This is a genomic window from Psychrobacter sp. Rd 27.2, assembly GCF_001921755.1.
GTDB classification, from domain to species: Bacteria; Pseudomonadota; Gammaproteobacteria; order Pseudomonadales; family Moraxellaceae; genus Psychrobacter; species Psychrobacter celer.
Window position 1 is genome coordinate 63,350 of record NZ_MRYB01000002.1, and the last position, 24,575, is coordinate 87,924.

Sequence of the window (24,575 nt, forward strand, 5' to 3'; positions counted from 1 at the left end):
ATGACAAATAATAAAAAGTGTACGCCCCTATGAAAGAATTTACTGCCACTACTCACACAATGGATATTTCTACCCAATCACTTGCATCCGATGCATGGCAGGATATGGATGACCGTGAGTGTACGCATGATGACATGACTAAGCCTAAGAATGAGGCAGAGGTGATACCAGCGATTGAGGTGGCATTGACAGGTCGGCATCTTATCGAAGCATCAGCCGGTACGGGTAAGACTTGGACACTTACGGGCATCGTACTGCGCTTGCTCATTGAAGCACGGCGCGCGCCAGAGCAAATCATTGCAACGACCTTTACTCGCGCTGCGGCAGCCGAGATGCGTCAGCGCATTCATGATCGTTTGGTGGATTTTTATCAACTGCTGCAATGGGTCAATAGCCTGAGTACCAACCCTGCAAATAAAGAGCATTTATATCCATCCATCCTACAAGTGACGCCAGACAGCGATAAAGATAAGGAGAATAGTCAGGTAAGTCAGCACGCAGACACGGATACGACTGCTAAAAAAGACGCTGATGAACTCAACCAAGACATTGCTTATGACTATGATAAAGCCCATGACAAAAAAGCCGCGGCCAAAAAGCGCGCACAAGCAAAAAAAGAGCGTGAGGAGTGGCTGATCGATCAGGCTAAATATGCGCGCTTAGATGACATCATGCAAGACCCTATCAACCTGCATCTGGTCGGCTACTTGCTTGATCATGTGTATAGCTATCCGATGACAGAGGCGATTCGCCGCACGACATTGGTGTTGACGACCTTGGATAAGCTGTTTGTCGGTACCCTCGATAGCTTGGCACAAAAGTGGCTTACAGAATACAGTAGCGAGACAGGTCACCAGCAAGGCATGGCCATTATTGACGACAGTAGTATCGAGCAAGTGACGGACAGTATCATTCATGATGAACTGCGTCAGTTTCAAAGCCGACTGTACCATGAGCAGCCCAAGCTTTATGCATTGATGCATCAGCAAGGCAAGCTGACGGCGGTAGGCGACCACAAGGGCTTTGTCACGCGCTCGCTGAATTTTATCTCTGCGCCGATTGATGAGGTAAGGCTAGCAGATTTTGATTTTAGTCTATATGAGCAGCTATTGCATGAGTTTTCGACATTGGATTTGGCAGATATTCAGCCGTATTTAAACCCTGATTATCGAAAGTCTCAAGGGTTTAATGGTGGTTCCAATTTATTCAAGCAATTTGATGCCATTATTGAGGTGCATCAAAAAATAGCGGAATATCAGCTGGCGTTTACCAGTTATCTAAATGAACGTGAAAATAAGATTCTTACCTCATTGCAGGATTCTAGATATCCCAATGAAGAAGGTAAAATTAAGAATTTTAATAAGAATAGAGAAAAAGAGCATGAAGCGTTTTTCGCATTAGACACCATTAGCAAGCTCATGGCTATCTTAGATATGGTTGACGGTTTAAATCAGCATATTGTGATGTTGCTGGCCAATCTCAATCGCCATATCGTGCTGGCGGTGCGTGACAGACTGCCGATTATCTTAGAAGAGCGCGGTGAAACCACCTTTAGCTTGCAGATGGTACGTTTAAACCAAGCATTGACCGGTCGGCAAGGAGAGAAGCTGGCGCGTTATATTCGTCATCACTATCCCGTGGCATTGATTGATGAGTCGCAAGACATCAATGGCGAGCAAGCCATTATGATTGAAAGCATCTATCTGCCGAAGCGTAAACCGTCGGCCAATGATAAGCATGCTGCTAGCAATAAAGCCAACCATGAGTTTTTGCTATTGGTAGGTGATCCTAAGCAGGCCATTTATGGCTTTCGCGGCGGTGATGTCGCCAACTATAACTATATGAAAGCCCAGTTTGACAAAAGCAGCCTATGGACGCTCGATGTTAATCGTCGTTCAAACGCCAGTGTGATTAATGCTCTAAACTGCTGGTTCGGTATGCCTGCGCCAGTGACTCAAGAGAATAGGCTGGCACAGTTAGGTAGTGGTATTTATTACCAGCACATCAAAGCTGAAAAGCAAGAAAACCAGCTGTCTTGGTTTCGTCAGCCAGACATGTCAAACAGTGACCAAAATAGTGACTCGATAGAGGACTTAGTAAATGACGTGCTCTCTGCTCAGCCAGTGAGTGTCTTGCACCTGCCTTATGATAAGGCGCTTGAGTACGACGAGTTTGAGATCACAGCGCGTCATATTGCCACCTTGCTGAGCAGTCATCAGACACTTAAAGGTAAGCCTATTCAACCGAGCGATATCGGCGTGCTGGCACGTGCCAAAAAAGACTTAAAGCAAGTCGAAGACGAGCTTGTCAAGCTTGGTGTGCCGACCCTGACCACCAGTGATGTCAGTATCTTTGAAACCATTATGGCAGAGGATGTGGCAGCGCTGCTAAGTGCCATGCTATACCCGTATCGTCACGATATGATCAATCGGGTGCTGACCAGTCATTTATATGGCCTGAGCATCAGGGATGTCAAAGCCATGATGACGGACCATGAGTCAGGGGTTATAGATTTAAATAGCGCTAATACACAAGCCATTGATAATAAGAAAAGCTATCAAGACTTTATTAGCTATTTAAAAGAAGGCGCCCAGCGTTGGCAGCACTTTGGTATATTATCGGCCATGCATTACTTGTTGGACAAAAGCCCTGTACAGCCACAAGGCGTGTGGCAAGCATTAGCCGCGCATCTAGAAGGGGCACGTCATATCATGGATTTGCGCCATGTGATGGATATCTTGGCGCAGTATGGTATCGGCATGGGTGAGTATGAGCTGCTAGCGTGGTTTAGACAGAACATAGATAGCGCGCCGAGCAGTGATTGGGCTAAGCAATATCCGCTACCGACAGAGTCTGGCGTGCAGCTAATGACCATTCATAAGTCTAAAGGACTAGAGTTTCCCATTGTCTATGTACTGGGTATGGACGATGCCAGTAGGAAATCAGGTAATAAAGAAGACTATGGATTGTATCTCTATAACGCGCAACGAAACCCTAGCCAGCAATATGCTACTCAACAAGATGCTGTTCAACAAAGTCAGTCAGCGTTGGCGCAGCAATCGACAGGCAATCAGCGCCGATTCTCACCAGTGCAAGACTCTGCGACCACAGACGGCTACTATACCGATATTGAGACGCAGGAGGGCTTTGATGAGCTGCGCCGGCTTGGTTATGTGGCATTTACGCGCGCCAGTGAACAGCTTTATGTGGTATTAAAAGATGCCTATAGAAATACTGATTGCAACTTCAGGCCAGTGTGTTATTGGTTTGACTCCGAGGAGGCCAAGTTTGAATTGCCAGGTAGGCTCAAAGGCACCATAGGCATGATTAGAGGGCATAAGATCGATGCGTTTTATCGCGATAACTGCGCGACAGCAATAAGCTCATTGACGAATAATGGCGCGCTTGCCTCGACTAAGCCCAAAACCGAGCCTATTAAGTATGATGATTTTTCAGAGGTTATGAAAATCAATTACTTTTATGGTTGGGCTAAAACCAGTTTTACCGCTTTAGCACGTCAGCTAGATGAATCGGCGCAGACAATGGCTGTGATGGATGAGCGTATTGATGATGCGATAGATATCGATATGACCGAAACTTCGGTTTCAGTTGCGCCATCACTGAATGATAATGAGTCTGTTGAGCAAGTCGATGAGTTGAGTCCCAAACTAGAGGATGATATTCGTTTTACTTTTGTGAAAGGTGCCAATGCGGGTACATTTTTGCATGAGATATTTGAAAAAATTGATTTTAATAATAAATCCCAGTGGTCTCAGGTTATCGATAGAGCGATCAGTAGCTATCAGCTGCCGTTGGTGTATAGCAGTGCTGAGGCCCAAAGCCGTCGCCTACAAGCAAAGACGCAAGACAAAGGTGGTAGTGCGTCCTTAAATACTGATTTATTGGATTCGGAGGCGATCGATGTTGGTAAGCATGAAGCGCTCATTGGCTGGATAGAAGAGGTGCTACATACGCCGCTCTTAGCGTCCAATCAACCGTTAGGCTCTATCGATGCAAGTCAGAGGTTCGCTGAATTAGAGTTCAATATGGGACTGTCAGAGCGTTTTAAAGCACAAGATATTAATAGACTCTTTCAGCAGTACCTGCCTAATGAGACCGACAAACATGTCAATCTGGTTCCGCAAAACAAAGCGCACTTGTATCGTTATTTACGTGGTGAGATTGATTTGGTGTATGAGCATGCTGGCAAGTATTACGTCGTCGACTATAAGAGTAATTTTTTAGGAAATAGCCTAAGCGATTATGATGAAGATACACTCAGGCAAGCAATGTCCAAAGCAGGGTATTGGTTGCAAGCCGCCATTTATCAAGTGGCATTGCATCGATTTTTGTCGATGCGAATTGCTGATTATATAGGCAATGAAGCTAAGTATTTGGGCGCGGTGGAGTATGTCTTTTTACGGGGCGTATATGATCCAGCCTCTCAGTTGGCGACTAAAGCAGCAGAAGAGGCTAATACGCTTGACGGTATTAACTCAATGCATAGTAATTCAATGAAGCATGAATCAATAAGCAGTGCCCGCTACGGACTGGTGATTTGGGACATTCCTATTGATTTTATTAAGGCCTTAGATGCATTGTTTGGCATGCCCAGTTAGCAGGCTACACAAAATGAATGCAATTATGAATTTGATGCAACAAATTACTATAGTAATCCTATAAGTATAGAGAAAAACAGACCATGAGTAATAATTTATGAATAATAATAAGAGCAGCGCTGCTATTAGCTTACAAGAAGGCTGGGCCAGCAACATCAGTGATTATATTTTGCTACGTCGTCAGCAAACGCAGGTGGCCTATAGCAAGGCCGATGCAACGGCTAAGGACAGTAGTGCAAAAGTAGACTCAGCATCAGATAGCAGCTTATTTGCCGCTTTATTTACTATGTTAGCCGCGCATTTAGAAGAGGGGCATACTGTACTCACCATTCAGGAAGCTGAGCATGAAGCGCCGCATAGTGGTCAGATTGGTGGCGAGACAGTGACACTATATGCGTGGCAACAGCAGCTGTTAGAGATGCTAGCAATGCCGCTTATTGCCTTGATTGACACTCAAATAGCGGTTCAATCAGAGGTTGATATTGCGGCTGAGGTATCAATATTTGTGTTGCTGGAGAATTTGTTTGCTAAGCAAGACCAGCTATGGGCGCAGCTGGCACTTAGCAATCATGAAAAAGAGATGTTGGTTAAAAGGTTTCATGCAGCAGCGGCACTCTACCAGTTATTGAAAAATAGTAACTTAACGTTTTTTTCTAAGTTAATCGATGAGCACACTTTGTTCGCTGACGTTAATGCTAACGCAAACCATAATGAAAATAAAAATAGCCTAAGCAAAAATAATCAACCTATCGTTTATCAGCACATTAACAACAAAGAGGCTGATAAACATAACGCAGCAATCACGTTTTGGCTGCACCGAACGTGGCAAGCAGAATTTAACTTAGCGGCGCGCATCAATACTATTTTAGACCAACAAGTAACGCCGCTTGAGATAGCAATACCTGACAACCTTCACGAAAATCAGATAAAGGCGATTGATATCGCCAATAAAAATGCCTTTAGTATCATTACAGGTGGCCCAGGCACGGGCAAGACTTACACCGTTGCGCAGCTGGTGATGGCATTGCAGCAAGCGACAGAGAGTAGGGGGACGGCGCATGAAAAAATCAAGTTTAGTACAGACAGCGCTAGCCTAGCGTTAGCCGCGCCAACGGGTAAAGCGGCACAGCGTATGCAAGAGTCTTTGCAAGCCGCGTTAGACGCCGCGAATGTCGAACTACAATTACAAGAAGCCAAAACTATTCATCGCTTGCTAGGTATCGGACGTACGGGTAGACCGCGTTATGATGCCAATAATCCACTTGGCGAGGATATTATTATCGTCGATGAAGCATCGATGCTAGGGGTGGAGCTGGCGAACTATCTTGTGAGTGCGGTAAAGCCTGGCGCAAGGCTGATATTATTAGGAGATGCGAACCAATTGGCAGCTGTAGATGCAGGGGCGGTACTGGCTGACTTGTGCCGTATTCCGCGCTTGCAGGCGATTCATGCGGAGCTCACAGAGAGTCGCCGATTTACCGCTGACTCTGGTATCGGTAAACTTGCTTATCAAATAAACAAAATAGAGACGGATACGCAGGCTATTTGGCAGTTGCTAAAACATGATGAGGCGCTGGGCTTTGAGTATATAAACAATATCAATAGCTTACCAAATTCATTAGCTAAAGATATTGCTACAATAAATAGCCTAAGTAATAAAGAAAAAATATCAAAAGCAGCTAAAAACTACAGTTCATACTTAAATAAAATCAAAACTCTTCTGCAAAACCCAATAGAAAAATCCGTACCAAAATCAGTCAAAACAACCATTACCTCACTAATAAACACCTTCAATCAGTTTCGAATATTAACCGCTGGCCACAATGGTGAATGGGGCGATCACTATATCAATAACTACTTTACCCAGTGGCATCTTACTGAGCTGAAGCTGCCTCTGGGTCAAAACACTTGGTTTCATGGCCGCCCTGTCATGATTCTACAAAACAACTATGAGTTAGGGTTATTTAATGGCGATATTGGTTTTTGTTTGCAGACTGGCGATGATCGTAGCCATCTCGAGGTGTTTTTTGAAAATAAGGAGCAGGGGATTGCTGTTAATTTGCTCAATGAAGAGGTCGTCGCCACCGCTTATGCGATGACCATTCATAAATCCCAAGGATCAGAGTTTGATCATGTGCTCATTACTTTTGACAATAGTCACGCAAGACTACTGAGTAAAGAGCTGATTTACACCGCTGTGACACGTGCCAAAAAACAAGTGACCATATATAGTACAAAACACGCACTAGAAAAGGCCGTTCAAACGCCCACTGAGCGCCATACAGGGTTAGCCTTACAGTTTTAGAGTCACTACTAAACCTGTAAGCAAAAAAAAGCATCCGACTAGGATGCTTTTAAAAATGCCCGCTTAAATAAAGTGCTTACGCTTCTTCTTTAATGGCATAAATACCTGGCAGATGACGTAGATAACCATGGAAATCCATGCCACAGCCATAGACATAACGGTCTGCAACGTTGATACCGACAAAATCCACATCAAAGTCAGCAACTTTGCGATCATGTTCTTTATTTAGCAGCACGCAGCATTCGATAGACAGCGGTTTTTCTTTACCAAGTTGTTCTACGATGGCTTTTAGGGTGATGCCTTCGTCAAAAATATCATCGATCAGCAGTACGTGCTCTCCTTCGATACTGACATCAGGCTTAAATTTCCAGTCTAGCTCATTGGTACCTTCGTTATCACGGTAGCGTGAAGCATGGATATAATGCATACGATGATAAAAAGTCAAATGGGTCAGTAGTTGACCAGCTGGAATCAATCCGCCGTTCATAACGACCATGACGATAGGATTTAGGCCAGCGTAGTGCAGGTTGAGCTGAGCGGCCAGGCGCTCATAAGCTGCGGCAACTTCGATACTGCTAATAAGGCACTCTGAGTTGCGTAGGGTTTTTTCGATTTCTTGGTTACTAATTTGGGTCATGGGTTGCGCCTTTGATAAAAGTGCCGCCTATTTTAGCAAATTTTACTAAATTTGCCCAACACTACAGCCTTAATAAAAATATAATATTCGCTATTCTGGCTTTTTTACGATAAAAGGGCGGTAATAATTGGCCAAACGGTTTAAGGAAGTATCTGGCAAGTCGGGCAATAGCTTGTTTAATGCCATAGACATGCCTTTGTCGATGGCCGCTTTGGCAACGGGCACAGATTTGCGTTTGATCATGCCAAGCTTTAAGGTTTCAGCATAGCGGCTGACAAAGTGTGTCAACGTTTCCTCGTTCATGGTTTCAAGCGCGGTTTTAAAGATTTTCATATCTGTATGCTCAGGCGTAATCGCTGCAAAGCCTTTGTCGATGGTCATGGCGTCTTTGTCAGACAGCTGAAAACCAATGCGCTTGATACCATCATTATCGATAAACGTCGCTCGATCTCTTAAGAAATGAAAGCTGGGTAGTACTTCTTCGTTGTTTTCTTTACCCAGTAGGATATTTAATAGCGTGTCCGTCGCTTTTTCAACGGTGCCGATCACTTTACGCATGGCTGCTTGACGCTCAGGGTTTGGAATAGTGTCCACTAAGCCGACGAGTAGGTTGTCAATCAGGTCACGCGCGGTTTGGTGAGTCAACGCGTCGCGATAAGGGTAGTAATCTACTGACTCATTTGATTCAACCACTTGCTCTGCTTCAGTAATAAGCGCTTTTAATTTGTCTGAAGGAACGAATCCAAAATAATGTGCCATGCTAACTCCTTTATTTGTTGTTTTTAACGTCTTACTACTGTTGTAACCTTTGTAACCTTCAATAAATCAGTTACTATCTAAGGCATGTCTTTTATCAAAACATACAGGAAGTGAAGACATGCTTATAGATAGACAAAGAAAAATTCATCAAAATTTGTATTCATTTATCAAGCGCCTTAACCTTACAATACCATATGAAAAATCGGTGATTGTAACCAGTGATCAGCTGCTATGTCTTTGATAGCAATGTTCTGAGGCTTTCATCGCTCACTAATTTAGCATACTTTTTGGATTTTGATTTAAAAAGCTTGAACTCATAAGGCTATCTAATACTTGTCTAGGGAGAGATAAGATGAACAGTGCTATTGTACTGCTAATCGCAGTTGCCGCCATGCTCTGCGGCTATGTGTTTTATTCAAAGTTTATCGCCACAAAAATTCTGGCATTGGACAACAGTCGTCCCACGCCAGCTCATACCATGAAAGATGGGATTGATTATGTCCCTACCAATAAATATGTATTGTGGGGCCATCATTTTACCTCAGTGGCAGGGGCGGCACCGATCATCGGTCCAGCTATTGCAGTGATTTGGGGCTGGGTGCCTGCCATCATTTGGGTGGTGTTGGGGACTATTTTTATGGCGGGTGTCCACGATATGTCCGCTATTTGGGCGAGTATGCGTAATCGCGGTCAGTCGATTGGCTCTATCGCTGGTACGGTCATGGGCACACGTGTGCGCAGCTTGATGATGGTCGTGATATTTTTATTGTTATTGATGGTCAATGCGGTGTTTGGTGTTGCTATCGCCAATATGATGATTAAAACGCCGTCTGCTGTACTACCAGTATGGGGCGCGTTAGTCGTGGCCTTTGTCATCGGTCAGTGTATCTATCGCTATAAGATGAATCTGGTTTGGGTGTCTATCATTGGCGTCACTGCTTTATATGGGCTGATTTATCTTGGTCCTATGTTCCCTGTGGTGTTACCTGAGACCTTTATGGGTCTTCCTGATAATGCGCTGTGGATCATTATCTTATTTACTTATGCGGCGATTGCATCGTTATTGCCGGTGTGGATGCTATTGCAGCCGCGCGATTATATCAATGGTTTGCAGTTATTTGTCGGTTTGGTTTTATTGTATGCGGCAGTATTTATCGCAACGCCAAACATCGTTGCGCCAGCCGTCAATACCGCACTGCCAGTCGGTACGCCTTCACTATTACCATTATTATTCGTGACTATTGCCTGTGGTGCTATTTCAGGGTTTCATGGGTTGGTGGCGACTGGGACGACCTCCAAGCAGATCAATAAAGAAGAAGATGTGCGCTTTGTTGGGTATTTTGGTGCACTGGGTGAGGGGATGTTGGCGCTCGGTGCCATTCTTGCGGCCACTGCCGGTTTTGCCAGCTTAGGAGATTGGCAAGCGGTTTATCAAAAATTTGGTGACGGCTCTGTTGGGGCGTTCATCGATGGCGGTGCCACTATACTCAATGCCGGTGTGGGTATCGATATCGTGCTATCCCAGACCATGCTTACCGTGATGGCAGCTTTGTTTGCTGGTACTACGATGGATACTGGTGTTCGCTTGCAGCGCTATATATTCCAAGAGTTTGGTGAGATTTATAAACTACCAGTCCTAAATAAGAGTGTAGTAGCCACGTTACTCGCTGTTGGAAGCTGTCTACTGCTGGCATTTGGTGCAGGTGGCATTGATGGCGCAGGCGGTATGATTATATGGCCACTATTTGGTACGACCAACCAGCTCATGGCGGCCTTAACCTTGATGATCGTCACAGTTATCTTACTGCGTAAAGGTAAGCCTGTCTGGTATACCTTAGCGCCTTTGTCATTTTTGCTGATCATGACCGTTTTTGCATTATTGATTCAGCTAAAAACGTTCTTTAATGATGGTAATTGGCTACTCATTATTATGGATATTGTCATTTTAATCGCCACGATTTTAGTGACGTTTGAGAGTCTGTCGGTACTGCGTAAAGAATGGACATCACATAAAGGTAAAACGGACTCCTAGTTAAGGTTAGAACCTATCATCCATATCTTTATAAAAAACGCTAGCAGCAATTGCTGGCGTTTTTTGTATGAGGTAGGCATCATAGATATGATAAATAAGCAAAATAAGAAAGAGGTAAGGACATCATGGAAGACAACCCAATAGCAAATCAGCCAAAAGGTACCAACCAACAAGAAAAAGCACCATGGTGGCAACGGTTTGCTGCTGGACTCAATGAGTTTTATCACGCGCCATATCGCCAGACGATGGCACGGGCAGCACGGGACGAAGAGGATTTTTTTATGCTGATGATGTTTGCAGAGAGTCTCGGTATTGATAATCCTGCCAGCTTTTATACCCTTGAGCTACAGCCTTTATTTTTAGAAAACTTCCATGAATGGCACACCCGCATGGGTATGGATAGATGCCCCTTTGATCACGTTGGCTGCTGCTAGGTGCTGATTTAGAAACTGTTATTGACTGTTATTGTTAGTTATTATGATTAATTGCTCCGTGAAATTTAATTGAGACATAAATATGGCTTTACGTCCTCTGCATAAACTCATAGACCAACTGGCAGATCAGCCGATTATATTCATCGGTGGTAAGGGCGGTGTGGGTAAGACCACCACTGCTGCAGCGCTCGCCAGCGGTTATGCTCGCCAGCAAAAAAAGACACTGATTATCTCAACCGATCCGGCCCATAGTCTAGGTGATGTGCTCAATGTACGGTTGAGCCATGAGAAAACAGCGGTCACGCCTTATCTTGATGCTATCGAGCTAAACCCTGACATCATCGTCGATGCGCACTTTGCTCAAGTGCAGCGCACCATCAGCGCCTATGCCAACCCCGATATGATGCCCAAAATTCGTGAACACCTGCGTCTATCTAAGTCGGCACCTGGCGCACAAGAAGCGGCCATGCTCGAGTCCATGTGTCAGCACCTCGTCAGCGCCGCAGATGCCAACTCTGATAAGAAGTATGAACATATCATATTTGATACCGCACCAACTGGCCATACATTGCGTTTGTTGGTATTGCCTGAGATGATGGGCGCGTGGACAGATGGACTATTGGCGCAGCAAAGGCGGCAAGCCAAATTGCGCTCGGTGGCGAACCATTTAGACAGCCACCATCAAACGCGTGGTAGTGGTGGTCGAAGTGGTCAAAAAAACAGCGATCATGATGTGCCAAATCCATTTGCTGCAAAAAAATCTGATCGCTGGGAGCAAGCAGTATCCGTACTAGAAAAACGCAAAGCACTGTTTCGTCAAGCAGGCCTACTGCTGCATGACCGTGGCCAAACGGCGATTGTCTTGGTAATGACCGCTGACGTGTTACCACTGGCTGAGACCAAACGCGCTGTCTCACAATTAGAGGACAGTAAACTGCCGCCAGCGGCGATAGTGGTCAATCAGCTGATCACACCGACGCAGGCGGATGCGTTTTGGCAGCATCGTGCCGAGCGCCAGCAGCAGCTACTGCAAGATATTGAAAGTAGTTTTCCCCATTATCCGCTATACCCAATCCATTTGCAAAAAACAGACGTACGCGGTACGGATGCATTAAGTACCTTGCTAGAGGCTTCATGCTAGCTGGTCACTCAGGCTCACGTGATTGTAATTTGCTCGCCAGCGACCATGCCATATCGGCACGTAATAGCTGAGCCTGCTCGGATTTGCCGCTACTGAGCGATGACCACTGCGGTTTGCCGCGCGCTTTTTTGAGCTCGCTTGGTAGTTTGTGTGTCGGCCATGGTGTGACGGTATGGTCGTCGGCATCTAACGCTGGCTCTATATTGGGTTTTTCACCTTTATATAGCAATTGCGTGGCATCGGTTGCTGCATGACCGCGATGGCGCAGGGCGGTAAGCAAATCTATCGCGCGCGTGGCGAGTAAGGTTAGGGTGGCAGGGTCGATATATAAGCGCTTTACACCAGTGATTTTATCAGCGATGCTACTGGTATTAGACAATAACCCACCTGCGATACCACCGATGGCAGCGCCCAATCCCAACGTCGTGCCAAGGGCCGCCGCATCAATACCCAAGCCTAATAGTGCACCTGCTGCCGCGCCCGATGTGGTTCGAATACCATAGCTTTTGAGTAGCTCAGGGTCAAAAGGATCTTGCTGATAGGCTTGTAATTCAAGCGGGGTAGCTGCTACCGCATTATCATAAAACTTATATAAATTGAGCAAATTGTGCTGCATCGCCCTTTCGCTTTGCCTCACCGCTTCTTGCATTTGTGCAAGTATGGGCATTGGGTCATCATCTTCATTAATCTCATGGACGAAAGCGGCAACATTTAATAAAAAGTCGGCAATGATGATATTGGCTTCATCATACAGCTGCGCCCAGTTCTCCGTACGGCGCGCCATCAGTTGCTCAAGCATCTCCGAGTGAGTGAGCATGGTAGCGAGATTTTGCCATAAGCGCATCTCGTCTTCAAATTCAAAGGCGACGGAATCAAAGCGCGTCGAGATATGCAGATTGCGTCTTGCCAGCATCGTTTGCCAGTCATCGATATTGGCATCCTGACTGTCGGTAAAATTAAATACTGGCATCACCGGTATCGCCGCCCAAGATAAAATAGCCAACTCATCTTTGTATTTACCGAGTACTGGCTCACGCGCATCGACGACATAAATGGCCATATCACTTGCCAGCAACTGCCGAATCACTTTGGCTTCTTGACTGTAGTCGTCATTGCCGCCACTGCTTGTTAGCGCATCACCACCTTGGGCGATATCTGCGGCCAAAAATTGCTGCAAACGCTCAATACCATCACGGCGACTGGCCGTATTGTCTTCTAGCCAATCCATCAGCCCTGAAGCGTCTTCTAGGCCAGGGGTGTCATATAGTATGACCAAGTCTTCACCGGTTTGACTGTCTGTGAGTTTGGCTTGCTCCACATGACGCGTGGTGGCCGCCTCATTTTTGACTTCACCAAAATAAACATCACGTAATAGTGTGCGCAGGATAGAGGTTTTACCTGTATTGGTATGGCCAACGACTGCCAGTTTCAGCGCTTCGCCACTGGCGATGGTTGTTTTTTTGCCAGCGTGCGCTGCCAAGTCGTTTGGTTCTTCAGTGGCGTGAGTCTGCGTAGATGCTGTTGGCGCGGCCTCTACATACCCTACACGAGGCTCGTCTTTTAGGGCTTTATCGGCAAATAGGCCGACGGGCTGACCATTGGTTTTATTATTATCCATTTTATGTTTCCGTATTATTCATATGTATAAACGCTAGAGCTTTTGTGCAAATACTAAAAAACGTGACTAACTATCCACCAGACCAATGTTTCGCGCCGCAAGCGCGGTTTGCCACTGTTGATAGCGAGTGTCTTGGTTTGCTATCGTCTGCACCGAGTTTTTTGCCAAATTTCCATCACCAAGCAGCTGGATAATAAGCCCGTCTGCCGCATGCTCTACGATACGATCGAGTTTGCGCAGGGTGCCGCGATCAGGCAGCGCATTACTATGAATGCCTAATAATACTTGCACGGGGTGCTTATCAAGATAGCTTGTCAAGCGCTCCATATCATCGCGGTCATCAACGATACCGAAATCCTCTATCTCACTATTATCATTAATATCGGCATCAAGACCAGATTGCCACCAGTTGTCTTGCTTTGCTGGATACTCGAGCAGGGCCACCAGTTTTTTACCAGTGCTGACCGTCGCTTTTGGCGCGACAGGAGCGGGTGCTTCCTTAAAATCATCAACATCAACCACATGACGCTGCCAAAAATTCAAAATCTTTTGATAATAAGGCTGCTTGATATCTAGGCGCATTTTTTTGCGGCGAAACATCAACGCACAAAACGCCCAAGCGAGTGCTCTAGGTACGATACCATACATCAGCAAGCTTCCTACCAACAGCCCCGCCCATTGCCGCGCGGCAGACAGCGGCATCGCCTCAGTCACCAGACGGCTTTGGGCGATAGCAGTACTGTCTGGCACATCAAACCCTACCATACTTGGCAGCCAGCCGAGTATCTGAGTCAACGTGATAAGCGCCTGATCAGACAGTAAGGTCGACTCCCAGCTAAAACTGTACTGACGCACGATCAATAAAAACACAATGGCCAGCAGCATACCCGTCAAGGTAGCGAGCCATAATTGATGGCTAAAACGCCCCAAATACCAGCGCATGCCGCTGTGCTGTAGTTGACGCTCGTACAAGTCAACGGCTGCTTTGGTCACATCGTCTTTACCACGAATAAGATAGCTGGGACTGACAAAACTGGCAAACCAATTGGACGACTGTTTGCCTTGATTGATGAGCGTCATCGCAAGCCAGCCTAAGAGCATAATGGTATGAAAGCCAAGCAAGCAGACCAGCACATAAAAGAAATTAACCACATTGGTCTGAAGTAGGGCAAACAGTCCTAGAAACCCTGAGATGCACCACACCACACTCATGACTACCATGATGCCTTTTATGCGGGCATCAATCTTACCGAGCACCCCTGCCAGCGCACCGTTACTATCAATACGTGAGGCGCGGCGGTGCAATTTTTGGATAGGCGTGCCATCTTCGCTTTGCAGCTTTTCGGTGATAAGTAGCGGGTCGGTTGCAAAGACATGCTGCTGCGTCTCAAGCGTGCGCACCAGCTCAGTCAGTTGGTCTTGGGGTGATAGCATAAGATATCCGTATAAAAGCGTTGGTCAACAATCATCAGTTTGATTGTGTGAATGATTATTGTAGCTTATATCGTATGGCGGTGACTTCGGTTATTTTTAGCGTTTTTTCATAGTAAATGTAAAATAAATGCGCCAAAATAAATAATGAAGATAAGCAGCATCCTATAATACAGATAACCATAAGGCCGATATTATGAAACAAAAAAATTATTTGGTCATTGGCGGCACCGGTGGTATCGGTCAGGCGATTGTGAAAGAGCTATTACAACGGACTGCTAATGAACAAAGTGATGGAAATATAGGAAATACAAGGGTATATGCCACTTATCACAAAAGTCAGCCTGACTTTGCCGCAGACCACTTGTCGTGGCTGTCCATGGATGTCAGCGATGAGCTGAGTATTGAGCGCGCCATTGCTGATATTAAGCAACAAGCCACTCATATCGACTGGGTGATTAACTGTGCCGGCTTATTACATACGCCGCACAATCAGCCAGAAAAGGCGCTACGACAACTGGAGACGGACTTTTTTTTGCAGAGCATGCAGATAAATGCCTTAGCCAGTCTACTGATTGCCAAGCATATCAAGCCATTACTCGCAAAATCTAAACGTAGTGCGGATAAGCCTGCTATTTTTGCGACCATATCGGCGCGAGTGGGCAGCATCAGTGATAATAGGCTTGGCGGTTGGTACAGCTACCGTATGAGTAAAGCGGCACTGAATATGGGTATGAAGAATTTGAGCATTGAATGGAGTCGGTCGCTAAAGTATGTCTGCGTGGTCGTCATGCAGCCAGGTACGGTTGATACCCAGTTATCTTCACCGTTTCAAGGTAATGTGGCGGACGAAAAGCTGTTCTCGCCAGCCTATAGCGCCGAGCGTTTACTGGAAGTGCTCGATAGTATGAGCGCTGCCCAATCTGGCAGTTTTGTCGATTGGGCAGGTGAGTCGATACCTTGGTAAAAGATAGGTAAAACGGGTGGTTGATAAAATCGTCAAATCATTAATTGGCGACAAATAAATCCATAAATTCATTGACCGGTGTTTGCTCTAAGCGGCTTTGGTCATCACATAGCGCAAAGATATCGGCACAGCGACTGTCAATAAAACGTGTGGCCAAACTGGCGCGAAACTTGGCTTTTAGTACTGGAATGCCTTCTTTGCGGCGACGTTTATGGCCGATAGGATACTCAACGGCGACTTTTTCAGTGTGACTGCCGTCTTTAAAAAACACCTGAATGGCATTGGCAATCGAGCGCTTACTAGGGTCATGATAGTCCGCTGAATATTGTGCATCTTCTACGACCACCATTTTGCTACGCAGCTCATCGATAGACAGATGCTGCTCGTGATAGTCGTCTTCGTAGTTTTCTGCCATCAAGTCGCCCGTCAATAGAGGCACCGCGACCATGTACTGTAAGCAGTGATCGCGATCGGCGGGATTATCCAGTGCACCTTCTTTAGAGATAATGCGAATGGCTGAATCATGAGTGGTTAGGACGATTTTTTCGATATCATCGATGTTGTCTTTGACATGAGGGTGTAGTATCACGGCCGCCTCGCACGCGGTCTGGGCATGGAACTCGGCAGGGAAGCTTATCTTAAACAAGATGTTTTCCATCACATAGCTGCCAAACTCGCGCTGAAAGGTAAACCGTCGATCGCCTGTAGGCTTGAGTGCCAAGTCTTTATTGGTATGGCTAAACAGCACATCATAAAATCCCCATTGCGGCGCGGTTAGAGCGCTTGGGATACCCATCTCACCGCGGCGAGTGATATCGACCAAGCGTACGGCGCGGCTGGTTGCATCACCTGCCGCCCAAGACTTACGGCTACCAGCATTTGGCGCATGGCGATAGGTACGCAGTGCTTGGCCATCGACAATCGCTTGCGAGATGGCTGCCATAATGCGCTCGCGTGGTAATTTATAGAGTTTGGCAACGACAGCGGTTGAGGCAAGTTTGACTAAGAATACGTGGTCAAGACCCACACGGTTGAATGAGTTGTCTAAGGCGAGCACCCCTTGTATCTCATGCGCCATGATCATCGCCTCTAGCACGTCACGCATGAGCAGCGGGGCTTTGTTTTGGCGGATATTTTGCTGACTGATATAGTCCGCCACCGCCAAGATACCGCCTAAATTGTCGGAAGGATGACCCCATTCGGCCGCAAGCCACGTATCATTATAATCAAGCCAGCGCACCATACAGCCGATATCAAACGCAGCTTTTATAGGATCAAGTCGATGGGAGGTGCCAGGCACACGCGCACCGTGGGGAGTGATTTGCTCGCGGCACTCAGGCCCTAGGTGCTTGGTACATTCAGGAAAACGAAGTGCCAGCAGCCCGCAGCCGAGTGTATCCATCAGACAGTAACGAGCCGTATCCCATGCCTCAGCACTATTTGGCGAGTCATCATCGATCGAGTAGCTCAGCACATAGTCGGCGATTTTTTGGATCTCATCGTCGTATTCTGGACGGATATTACTCTCGACGGTAGCGTTTTGAGTATTAGATATAGTAGACATAACCGTTACCTCTTCCTTGAGTCAGATACTTGTATTCTCACAAAGTAACATACTCAATCTAGCAGCACAGTGACGTCATGTAAAAACACAAGGCCGATACTTCTATTTAAAAGCCTATATCCTTAAGCTTAGATTCAACAAATGGCTATCTTATGTCATCAAATAAATCAGCCCTGCGACAAACATCAGGCTAAAAAGTAAAAGCAGCACACCCAAAACCTTACTGGCCACCCCCGAGCCTGCTGACGGCGGTTTTTTGACTTTGACTTTTTTGAGTAGCGGCAACACCATGGTGGCGTGTTCGATATTGTCTGTCAGATAGCGCTCGCCTTCGGTGACAAACCCCAACGACTCATAAAAGCTGAGCAAGTAGGTCTGCGCGGAGATAATGATGGGCTTTTTGCCGTACTTTTTGCGGCAGTATTTGATAGCATGCGTCATGATTTGCCGCGCCAGCCCTTGATTGCGATACTCACTGAGTACCAGCACTCTGCCGATAGCAGGCATAGAATACGCCGGATTTTCTAGCGATTTTTTGGGATTAAAGTCAGGCGGGATAATACGGCAATAGCCAACCAGCGCGGCGTTTTGATGCGCGATAAGATGTAAGCAATCAAAATCCACCTCATCCATGTCTTGATAAGCGCAGTTTTGCTCGACGACAAACACCTGCGAGCGGGCTTTTAAAATATGATAAATATCAACTGAGGTTAGCTCATCAAAGGTTTTTATAGAAAATTCACACGTCATAATTTACAGGCTTTTGGCAGTAGGCTAAAAAACAAGAGAAACATCATAAAGCAGTGGCATTATAACGATTTAGCCCTTTATCAACCATGGATAGTTTGACAGATTTTATCTGCATTCAAACGATCAAACTATCCGGTATGGCGTTAAATATCTCAAAAACTATCCGCTGGTACAAATACCTCGCCTGTCATAATACGGCGCGCAGAGCGGCTCATCGAGACTTTTTTGGCTTGCCAGCGGCCGTCGACTTGTTCGGTCTTACCACCGACCAGTAGCGTCCCTGATGGATGACCAAAACGCACCTCGGTCAGCTCGCCGCCGCCAGCCGCCTCATTGACCAATGTCCCTTGTGTGGTGGCCGCTGCCGCAATGGCGACCGCTGCGGTGCCCATCATCGCATGATGCAGCTGTCCCATGCTCATCGCGCGAACCACAAGATTGATATCTTCTTTATCAACTTCTTTACCACTCGACGCGGTATAACTTTGTGCAGGAGCGACCCAAGCGATCTTAGGAATATGTTGGCTCGCTTGTGCCTCAGACTCCTCTTTAAATAGTCCCATAGCGACGCCGCCACGAGCGCGAATTTTTTCTAGTTTTACTAACGTTTCGCTATCACTATTAATATCGCCTTGTAATTCTGTACCGCTAAAGCCTAAATCTTCCGCTTTCATGAAGATAGTGGGAATACCCGCGCTAATGAAAGTCGCCTTAACGTTATCTTTATCCAACCCACAATCTGAGACATCAAAATCATCAACAAGGTTATTAGTTGGGAACATATCGCTAGAAGAATCAACGGGATCGATAAATTCAATTTTGACCTCAGCTGCGGGGAAGGTGACGCCATCAAGCTCAAAGTCGCCAGTTTCTTGTACTTGCACCTTGCCGTTCTCATCTTTGTATACAGGCACATGAGCAATAATGGTTTTGCCGATATTCTCTTGCCAGATACGCACTTCACAAATGCCAGTCTCAGCATTGTTATCAATACTATTAGCGACTTTTTCGGCGTCAACGATACCCATATTAATCGCACAAGCACCCACGGCGGCAGTTAAGTTACCGCAGTTACCCGCCCAATCAATCATCGGCTTTGCGATATTAACTTGTCCAAATAAATAATTAACATCATGGTCGGCGCGCGACGCTTTAGACAATATCACCGTTTTTGACGTACTAGAGCTACCATTACCCAGGCCGTCGATTTGCTTGCCATACGGGTCTGGGCTACCAATGACTCGCAGTAAGAAATTATCAAGGGCTTGGCCTGGTTCTTGGCAACGCTCAGGTAGGTCAGATAATTTAAAGAATGTGCCCTTTGAGGTACCGCCACGCATATAGGTGGCAGGGACGGAGATTTGCGGGGCGAAAGTAGGTTGGTTTTGGGTCATTGTTGGAGTCCTTTATATATTTATGACTTGTTTATAGTTTTATTGGTAGTATAGAGTGATCAAGACTAATTGAAATAGAGGTTGTTATGCATTTAGGAAAAGAACAAAGTGATAATTCGGCAAAAATTAATCAGATAATGCAAGATAATCCTGATTTATCTTATGAGTTTGTGCGTCAATTATTAATCGCTCAAACAGAGATTGAAATAGGTCAGGTTACACCTTTTAAGTTTGGATAGATTTAAAAAGTTAATAATGATAGCGACAAGAAATAATAGTCAGATAGTTATCATCAACTGCGTATACTAGACGGTTAGAATCATCGATACGCCTAGACCAAAATCCTGATAGATTTTCTTTTAAAGGTTCGGGCTTGCCGATGCCCTCAAATGGATTGCGTTTACACTCTGTGATTAACTTATTGATGCGTTTAAGGGTTTTTTTATCTTGCGTTTGCCAATATAGATAATCTTTCCAAGCGGCATCCGTCCATGCTAGCTGTTCATTCATAGCTTTTACTTGCAGTAGTATTAAGCATCTTCAGCATCGGTTTCATCGCTTGAATAACTATCAGCGTCCTCTACATCTTCATTATCTATTAAATCACGCACTGCCGTCTTGCCAGCTTGATACTGCGCAATTGATTTTGCTAAATGAGCGGCATTAGCAGGAGATTTTAATAAATAGACGGTTTCCATCAGGCTGTTGTAGTAATCAAGGGACATGACCACAGCATCATCTGCATCACGGCGAGTCACAATAGTGGCATTGGCATCGTCATTAACGGTGTCTAAAACCGACTTTAAATGCTTTCTCGCTTCTGAAAAACTAATGACTCTCATAACAGTCTCCAATACTTGTACAATTAATAGTACATGTTACGCTATTTATAAAAGTATATCAATAATTACAAAAAAGCCGATGCCATACTTTATATAACATCGGCTTATTTCTTTTTATTACTTATACGCTAAGCCTTAACGCTTACGCAATATCTAGCGTACCTTCGATAAACTCTTTGGCAAAACGCTGGAGCATACCGCCAGAGTTGTACATTTTTACTTCATCAGCCGTGTCTAAGCGGCAGATAACAGGCGCTTTATCGACACTGCCGTCTTTGCGATGAATGACCAGTGTCATATCGCCGCCAGCAGAGACATCCCCTTCGATATCGAAGATTTCTGTACCATCGATGTTGAGCGTCTCACGGGTGATACCAGGCGCAAACTGTACGGGTAGCGCGCCCATGCCGACGAGGTTTTGGCGGTGGATACGCTCAAAGTCTTCGGCGACGACGACTTCTACGCCTGCCAAACGTACACCCTTTGCCGCCCAATCACGACTAGAGCCTTGACCATAGCCGTCGCCTGCGATGATGATCAACGGTTGGTCACGATTCATATACGTCTCAATCGCTTCCCACATACGCATGACCTGACCTTCAGGCTCTACGCGAGCGAGTGAGCCTTGAATGACATTGCCGTCCTCGTCGCGCACCATCTCATTAAGCAACTTCGGGTTGGCAAAGGTGGCACGCTGCGCAGTCAAGTGATCGCCGCGGTGGGTGGCGTACGAGTTGTAGTCTTCCTCAGGCAAGCCCATGGTATCGAGATACTCGCCAGCGGCACTGTCACCCATGATGGCATTAGACGGCGACAAATGATCGGTGGTGATGTTATCACCAAGCACAGCGAGTGGACGCATGCCTTTTAGGGTATTTTTCTTCGCCATCTTGCCTTCCCAATACGGTGGACGGCGAATATAGGTACTCATTTCGCGCCAGTCATATTGCGGGTCGATAACTGACGCTTCATTACGGCCTGCCTGCGCTTTGGCTTCATCAAACATCGGGATGTACACTTGATTAAACTGCTCAGGCTTCACCGCTGATTTGACAATAGCGTCGACCTCCGCATCGTCAAACCAGATGTCTTTTAGATACACATCGTTGCCGTCGTGGTCTTTGCCCAGTGAGTCTTTTTCGATATCGAAGCGGATGTTACCTGCGATGGCATAAGCGACCACAAGCGGCGGCGAGGCGAGGAACGCTTGCTTGGCATACGGATGGATACGACCATCAAAGTTACGATTGCCCGATAGCACAGCGGTACTAAATAAGTCGCGATCGATGATTTCTTGCTGGATATCTGGGTCCAGCGCGCCGCTCATACCGTTACAAGTGGTACAGGCAAAGGCTACAACATCAAAGCCTAGTTTTTGTAGCTCAGGTAGCAACCCTGCTTCTTCTAAATACAGCTTAACGGTTTTTGAGCCAGGGGCTAGTGAGGACTTCACCCAAGGCTTACGAATGAGGCCTTTTTCGACGGCGTTACGGGCGACGATACCAGCGGCCACCATATTGCGTGGGTTTGAGGTGTTGGTACAGCTGGTGATCGCAGCGATAATGACGGCACCATCTGGCATTTGGCCATCTTTTGGCTCAGGCAACTTATTCCCTTCGCCGTGAGCAATGCCCTCGGCCACAAGGTCGGTCGTCGATACACGCGCGTGCGGACGTGAGGGCCCTGCGATGTTGCGTACGACTTTTGATAAATCAAAGCGTAGTACGCGCTCATACTCAGCCTCTTTTAGGCCATCAGCCCAGAGGCCAACTTGCTTGGCATAAGCTTCTACGGTTTTGATTTGTTGCTCGCTGCGACCGGTGAGGCGCAAGTAATCAATGGTCTGCTCATCGATAGAGAACATCGCAGCAGTAGCACCATATTCAGGGGTCATATTAGAGATGGAGGCGCGGTCACCAACCGTTAGGTTTCGTGCACCTTCACCAAAGAACTCTAAATAAGATGACACCACGCCCTCAGTGCGTAAAAACTCGGTCATCGCCAGTACTAAATCGGTACCAGTGATACCTTCTTGCAGCTGACCTGTCAGCTCGACACCGATGATATCTGGCAAGCGCATGTATGAGGGATTGCCCAGCATCACGCTTTCGGCCTCTAGCCCGCCGACACCGATAGAGATAACGCCAAGCGCATCGACCATCGGCGTGTGGCTATCGGTGCCGACTAGGGTGTCAGGGAAGGCGATAGCATCGCCGTCTTGGTCGGCGACCACTTGTACGACAGGCGACATTTTTTCTAGGTTGATTTGGTGCATGATGCCATTACCAGGCGGGACGACGTTGACGTTATCAAAGGCGTACTGGCACCAGTTGATAAAGTGAAAACGGTCTTCGTTACGGCGCTCCTCGATGGCACGGTTTTTTTCAAACGCATCTTCTTCAAAACCGGCATGCTCTACGGCTAATGAGTGGTCAACGATCAGCTGCGTCGGTACGATGGGATTTACTTTGGCAGGATCACCACCTTTTTCGGCGATGGCATCACGTAGGCCTGCCAAATCGACAAACGCGGTCTGACCTAAGATATCGTGACATACCACGCGGGCAGGATACCAAGGAAAGTCGACCTCTTGCTTACGGTAGATATGCTGCGCTAGCGCCTCGGTCAAATCCTCAGGTGGGCAGCGGCGCACGAGGTTTTCGCATAATACCTTTGAGCTAAAAGGTAGCTTGGCATAAGCACCAGGCTCGATCTCATTGACCGCTTGCTCGACATCAAAGTAATGTAACTCGGTGCCGGGCAATGGCTTTTTGTACTTATCGTTCATGGCTTGTGGATTAACTTGCGTTAACGGCTGTTTGTTGTCTGTCATGACGGATCATCCTTACTAAGAAGGGTTATTAAAAATAGCTGTTATTTAAAAACATTAACCGCGCGCGCCGATGTCCGGTACTGGGCGCAGCTCTTCACCCGTATATTCCGCGCTTGGGCGAATGATACGGTTGTTGGCGCGCTGCTCAAACACGTGCGCCGCCCAGCCAGTTAAGCGTGAACAGACAAAGATGGGCGTAAACAGCTTGGTCGGGATGCCCATAAAGTGGTAGGCTGAGGCATGAAAAAAGTCAGCATTACAAAACAGTTTTTTCTCGCGCCACATGACTTCCTCACAGCGTACCGATACTTGGTATAGCACCTCATCACCGACGTCAGCCGCCAGCTTTTCAGACCAACCTTTGATGACGACGTTACGCGGATCCGACTCGCTATAGATCGCATGACCAAAGCCCATGATTTTATCTTTACGTGCCAGCATGGCCATCATCTCTTTTTCGGCCTCATCCGGTGAGCCAAAGCCTTCGATCATGTCCATCGCAGCCTCATTGGCACCGCCATGCAAATGCCCACGTAGTGAGCCGATCGCACCTGTGACACAAGAATGAATGTCCGATAACGTAGATGCACAGACGCGGGCGGTAAAGGTCGAGGCGTTGAACTCATGCTCAGCGTACAAGATCAATGAGACGTTCATCACGCGCTCGTGTAGCTCGTTTGGCTTCTCACCTTTGAGCAAATGCAAGAAATGCCCACCGATAGTAGCATCGTCCGTTTCGGTCTCGATACGCACGTTGTCATGGCTAAAGCGATACCAGTAGTTGATGATAGATGGGAACACCGCCAACATACGATCGGTTTTATCATTTTGCTGATCAAAGTCGGTTTCCATCTCAAGGTTACCTAGCATCGAGCAGCCCGTACGCAGTACGTCCATAGGATGCGCGTCCGCTGGAATGCGCTCGAGTACGTCTTTTAGCGCTTGCGGTAGGCCTCGCATTTTTTTGAGTTTGGCTTGATACGCATCAAGCTCGCTTTGGGTAGGCAAGTTGCCATACAGTAGCAAATACGCCACTTCTTCAAAAATGCACTTGTCCGCCAGCTCAGAGACATCGTAGCCGCGATAGGTCAGGCCTGAGCCTGATTTGCCAACTGTCGATAGCGAGGTCTTGCCTGCGACTTGGCCACGTAGGCCTGCGCCTGATAATTCTTTTTGTGCTGCCATGGTTGAATTCCTTTTTTTAGGTGGCTTGTTTGGGTAATTGACGAAAAGGATGATGTCATAGTGA

18 protein-coding genes are annotated in these 24,575 nt (G+C 46.6%); 7 read left to right on the forward strand and 11 right to left on the reverse strand.

The genetic code is table 11. The features are described from left to right. Nucleotides 1-29: 29 nt before the first annotated feature. Together BTV99_RS02635 and recD are read left to right on the forward strand one after the other, a co-directional pair. The gene (locus BTV99_RS02635) at nucleotides 30-4,619 is read left to right on the forward strand and encodes a UvrD-helicase domain-containing protein (protein ID WP_075100821.1); all 4,590 of its coding nucleotides are present in this window, start codon (nucleotides 30-32) and stop codon (nucleotides 4,617-4,619) included. 97 nt (nucleotides 4,620-4,716) lie between these two features. Beyond that, nucleotides 4,717-6,924 carry an exodeoxyribonuclease V subunit alpha gene (gene recD, locus BTV99_RS02640; protein ID WP_075100822.1) on the forward strand — a complete coding sequence of 736 codons (2,208 nt, stop codon included), beginning with the start codon at nucleotides 4,717-4,719 and terminating at the stop codon, nucleotides 6,922-6,924. A 76-nt stretch (nucleotides 6,925-7,000) separates the two neighbouring features. Here the strand turns inward: recD and BTV99_RS02645 are convergent, their stop codons facing one another. Continuing rightward, on the reverse strand, nucleotides 7,001-7,561 hold the full coding sequence (locus BTV99_RS02645; RefSeq protein ID WP_075100823.1) for a hypoxanthine-guanine phosphoribosyltransferase: 561 nt from the start codon (nucleotides 7,559-7,561) through the stop codon (nucleotides 7,001-7,003). A 90-nt stretch (nucleotides 7,562-7,651) separates the two neighbouring features. Next, entirely contained in the window at nucleotides 7,652-8,320 is a 669-nt protein-coding gene (locus BTV99_RS02650; RefSeq protein WP_075100824.1) for a hypothetical protein, read from the reverse strand. 352 nt (nucleotides 8,321-8,672) lie between these two features. On the opposite strand from BTV99_RS02650, the gene BTV99_RS02655 reads away from it, so the two are divergent. The 3 genes from BTV99_RS02655 to BTV99_RS02665 all read left to right on the forward strand — a co-directional run bounded on the left by BTV99_RS02655 (nucleotide 8,673) and on the right by BTV99_RS02665 (nucleotide 11,927). Beyond that, complete coding sequence (locus BTV99_RS02655; RefSeq protein ID WP_075100825.1) at nucleotides 8,673-10,352, forward strand: carbon starvation protein A; 1,680 nt, start codon at nucleotides 8,673-8,675, stop codon at nucleotides 10,350-10,352. Nucleotides 10,353-10,477: 125 nt separating this feature from the next. After that, a complete protein-coding gene (locus tag BTV99_RS02660; RefSeq protein ID WP_075100826.1) occupies nucleotides 10,478-10,786 on the forward strand; it encodes a cory-CC-star protein in 309 nt (102 codons plus the stop codon). Nucleotides 10,787-10,868: 82 nt separating this feature from the next. Continuing rightward, on the forward strand, nucleotides 10,869-11,927 hold the full coding sequence (locus tag BTV99_RS02665; RefSeq protein ID WP_075100827.1) for an ArsA family ATPase: 1,059 nt from the start codon (nucleotides 10,869-10,871) through the stop codon (nucleotides 11,925-11,927). Nucleotides 11,928-11,931: 4 nt separating this feature from the next. On the opposite strand, the gene BTV99_RS02670 is transcribed toward BTV99_RS02665, so the two are convergent. Next, nucleotides 11,932-13,545, reverse strand: a complete 1,614-nt coding sequence (locus BTV99_RS02670) for a DUF3482 domain-containing protein (RefSeq protein WP_075100828.1) — start codon at nucleotides 13,543-13,545, stop codon at nucleotides 11,932-11,934. A gap of 66 nt (nucleotides 13,546-13,611) precedes the next feature. Then, nucleotides 13,612-14,979 (reverse strand): DUF2868 domain-containing protein, encoded by a 1,368-nt coding sequence (locus BTV99_RS02675; protein ID WP_075100829.1) that lies wholly within the window; start codon nucleotides 14,977-14,979, stop codon nucleotides 13,612-13,614. 193 nt (nucleotides 14,980-15,172) lie between these two features. On the opposite strand from BTV99_RS02675, the gene BTV99_RS02680 reads away from it, so the two are divergent. After that, nucleotides 15,173-15,943, forward strand: a complete 771-nt coding sequence (locus BTV99_RS02680; protein WP_075100830.1) for an SDR family oxidoreductase — start codon at nucleotides 15,173-15,175, stop codon at nucleotides 15,941-15,943. A 40-nt stretch (nucleotides 15,944-15,983) separates the two neighbouring features. On the opposite strand, the gene BTV99_RS02685 is transcribed toward BTV99_RS02680, so the two are convergent. The 3 genes from BTV99_RS02685 to prpF all read right to left on the reverse strand — a co-directional run bounded on the left by BTV99_RS02685 (nucleotide 15,984) and on the right by prpF (nucleotide 19,651). Further along, on the reverse strand, nucleotides 15,984-17,507 hold the full coding sequence (locus tag BTV99_RS02685; protein ID WP_075100831.1) for a bifunctional 2-methylcitrate dehydratase/aconitate hydratase: 1,524 nt from the start codon (nucleotides 17,505-17,507) through the stop codon (nucleotides 15,984-15,986). A 150-nt stretch (nucleotides 17,508-17,657) separates the two neighbouring features. Then, entirely contained in the window at nucleotides 17,658-18,257 is a 600-nt protein-coding gene (locus tag BTV99_RS02690; protein WP_075100832.1) for a GNAT family N-acetyltransferase, read from the reverse strand. Between the two features lie 152 nt (nucleotides 18,258-18,409). Further along, entirely contained in the window at nucleotides 18,410-19,651 is a 1,242-nt protein-coding gene (gene prpF, locus BTV99_RS02695; RefSeq protein ID WP_075100833.1) for a 2-methylaconitate cis-trans isomerase PrpF, read from the reverse strand. Between the two features lie 86 nt (nucleotides 19,652-19,737). Between prpF and BTV99_RS13395 the strand changes: the two genes are divergently transcribed. Next, entirely contained in the window at nucleotides 19,738-19,890 is a 153-nt protein-coding gene (locus BTV99_RS13395) for a hypothetical protein (protein WP_178377923.1), read from the forward strand. Nucleotides 19,891-19,900: 10 nt separating this feature from the next. On the opposite strand, the gene BTV99_RS02700 is transcribed toward BTV99_RS13395, so the two are convergent. The 4 genes from BTV99_RS02700 to prpC form a co-directional block, all read right to left on the reverse strand. Beyond that, a complete protein-coding gene (locus tag BTV99_RS02700) occupies nucleotides 19,901-20,161 on the reverse strand; it encodes a Txe/YoeB family addiction module toxin (protein WP_025646994.1) in 261 nt (86 codons plus the stop codon). Between the two features lie 20 nt (nucleotides 20,162-20,181). Then, nucleotides 20,182-20,493 (reverse strand): type II toxin-antitoxin system Phd/YefM family antitoxin, encoded by a 312-nt coding sequence (locus tag BTV99_RS02705; protein WP_025646995.1) that lies wholly within the window; start codon nucleotides 20,491-20,493, stop codon nucleotides 20,182-20,184. 142 nt (nucleotides 20,494-20,635) lie between these two features. Further along, complete coding sequence (gene acnD / locus BTV99_RS02710) at nucleotides 20,636-23,281, reverse strand: Fe/S-dependent 2-methylisocitrate dehydratase AcnD (protein ID WP_075101020.1); 2,646 nt, start codon at nucleotides 23,279-23,281, stop codon at nucleotides 20,636-20,638. A gap of 99 nt (nucleotides 23,282-23,380) precedes the next feature. Further along, nucleotides 23,381-24,511 carry a 2-methylcitrate synthase gene (gene prpC, locus BTV99_RS02715; RefSeq protein WP_075100834.1) on the reverse strand — a complete coding sequence of 377 codons (1,131 nt, stop codon included), beginning with the start codon at nucleotides 24,509-24,511 and terminating at the stop codon, nucleotides 23,381-23,383. Nucleotides 24,512-24,575 lie beyond the last annotated feature (64 nt).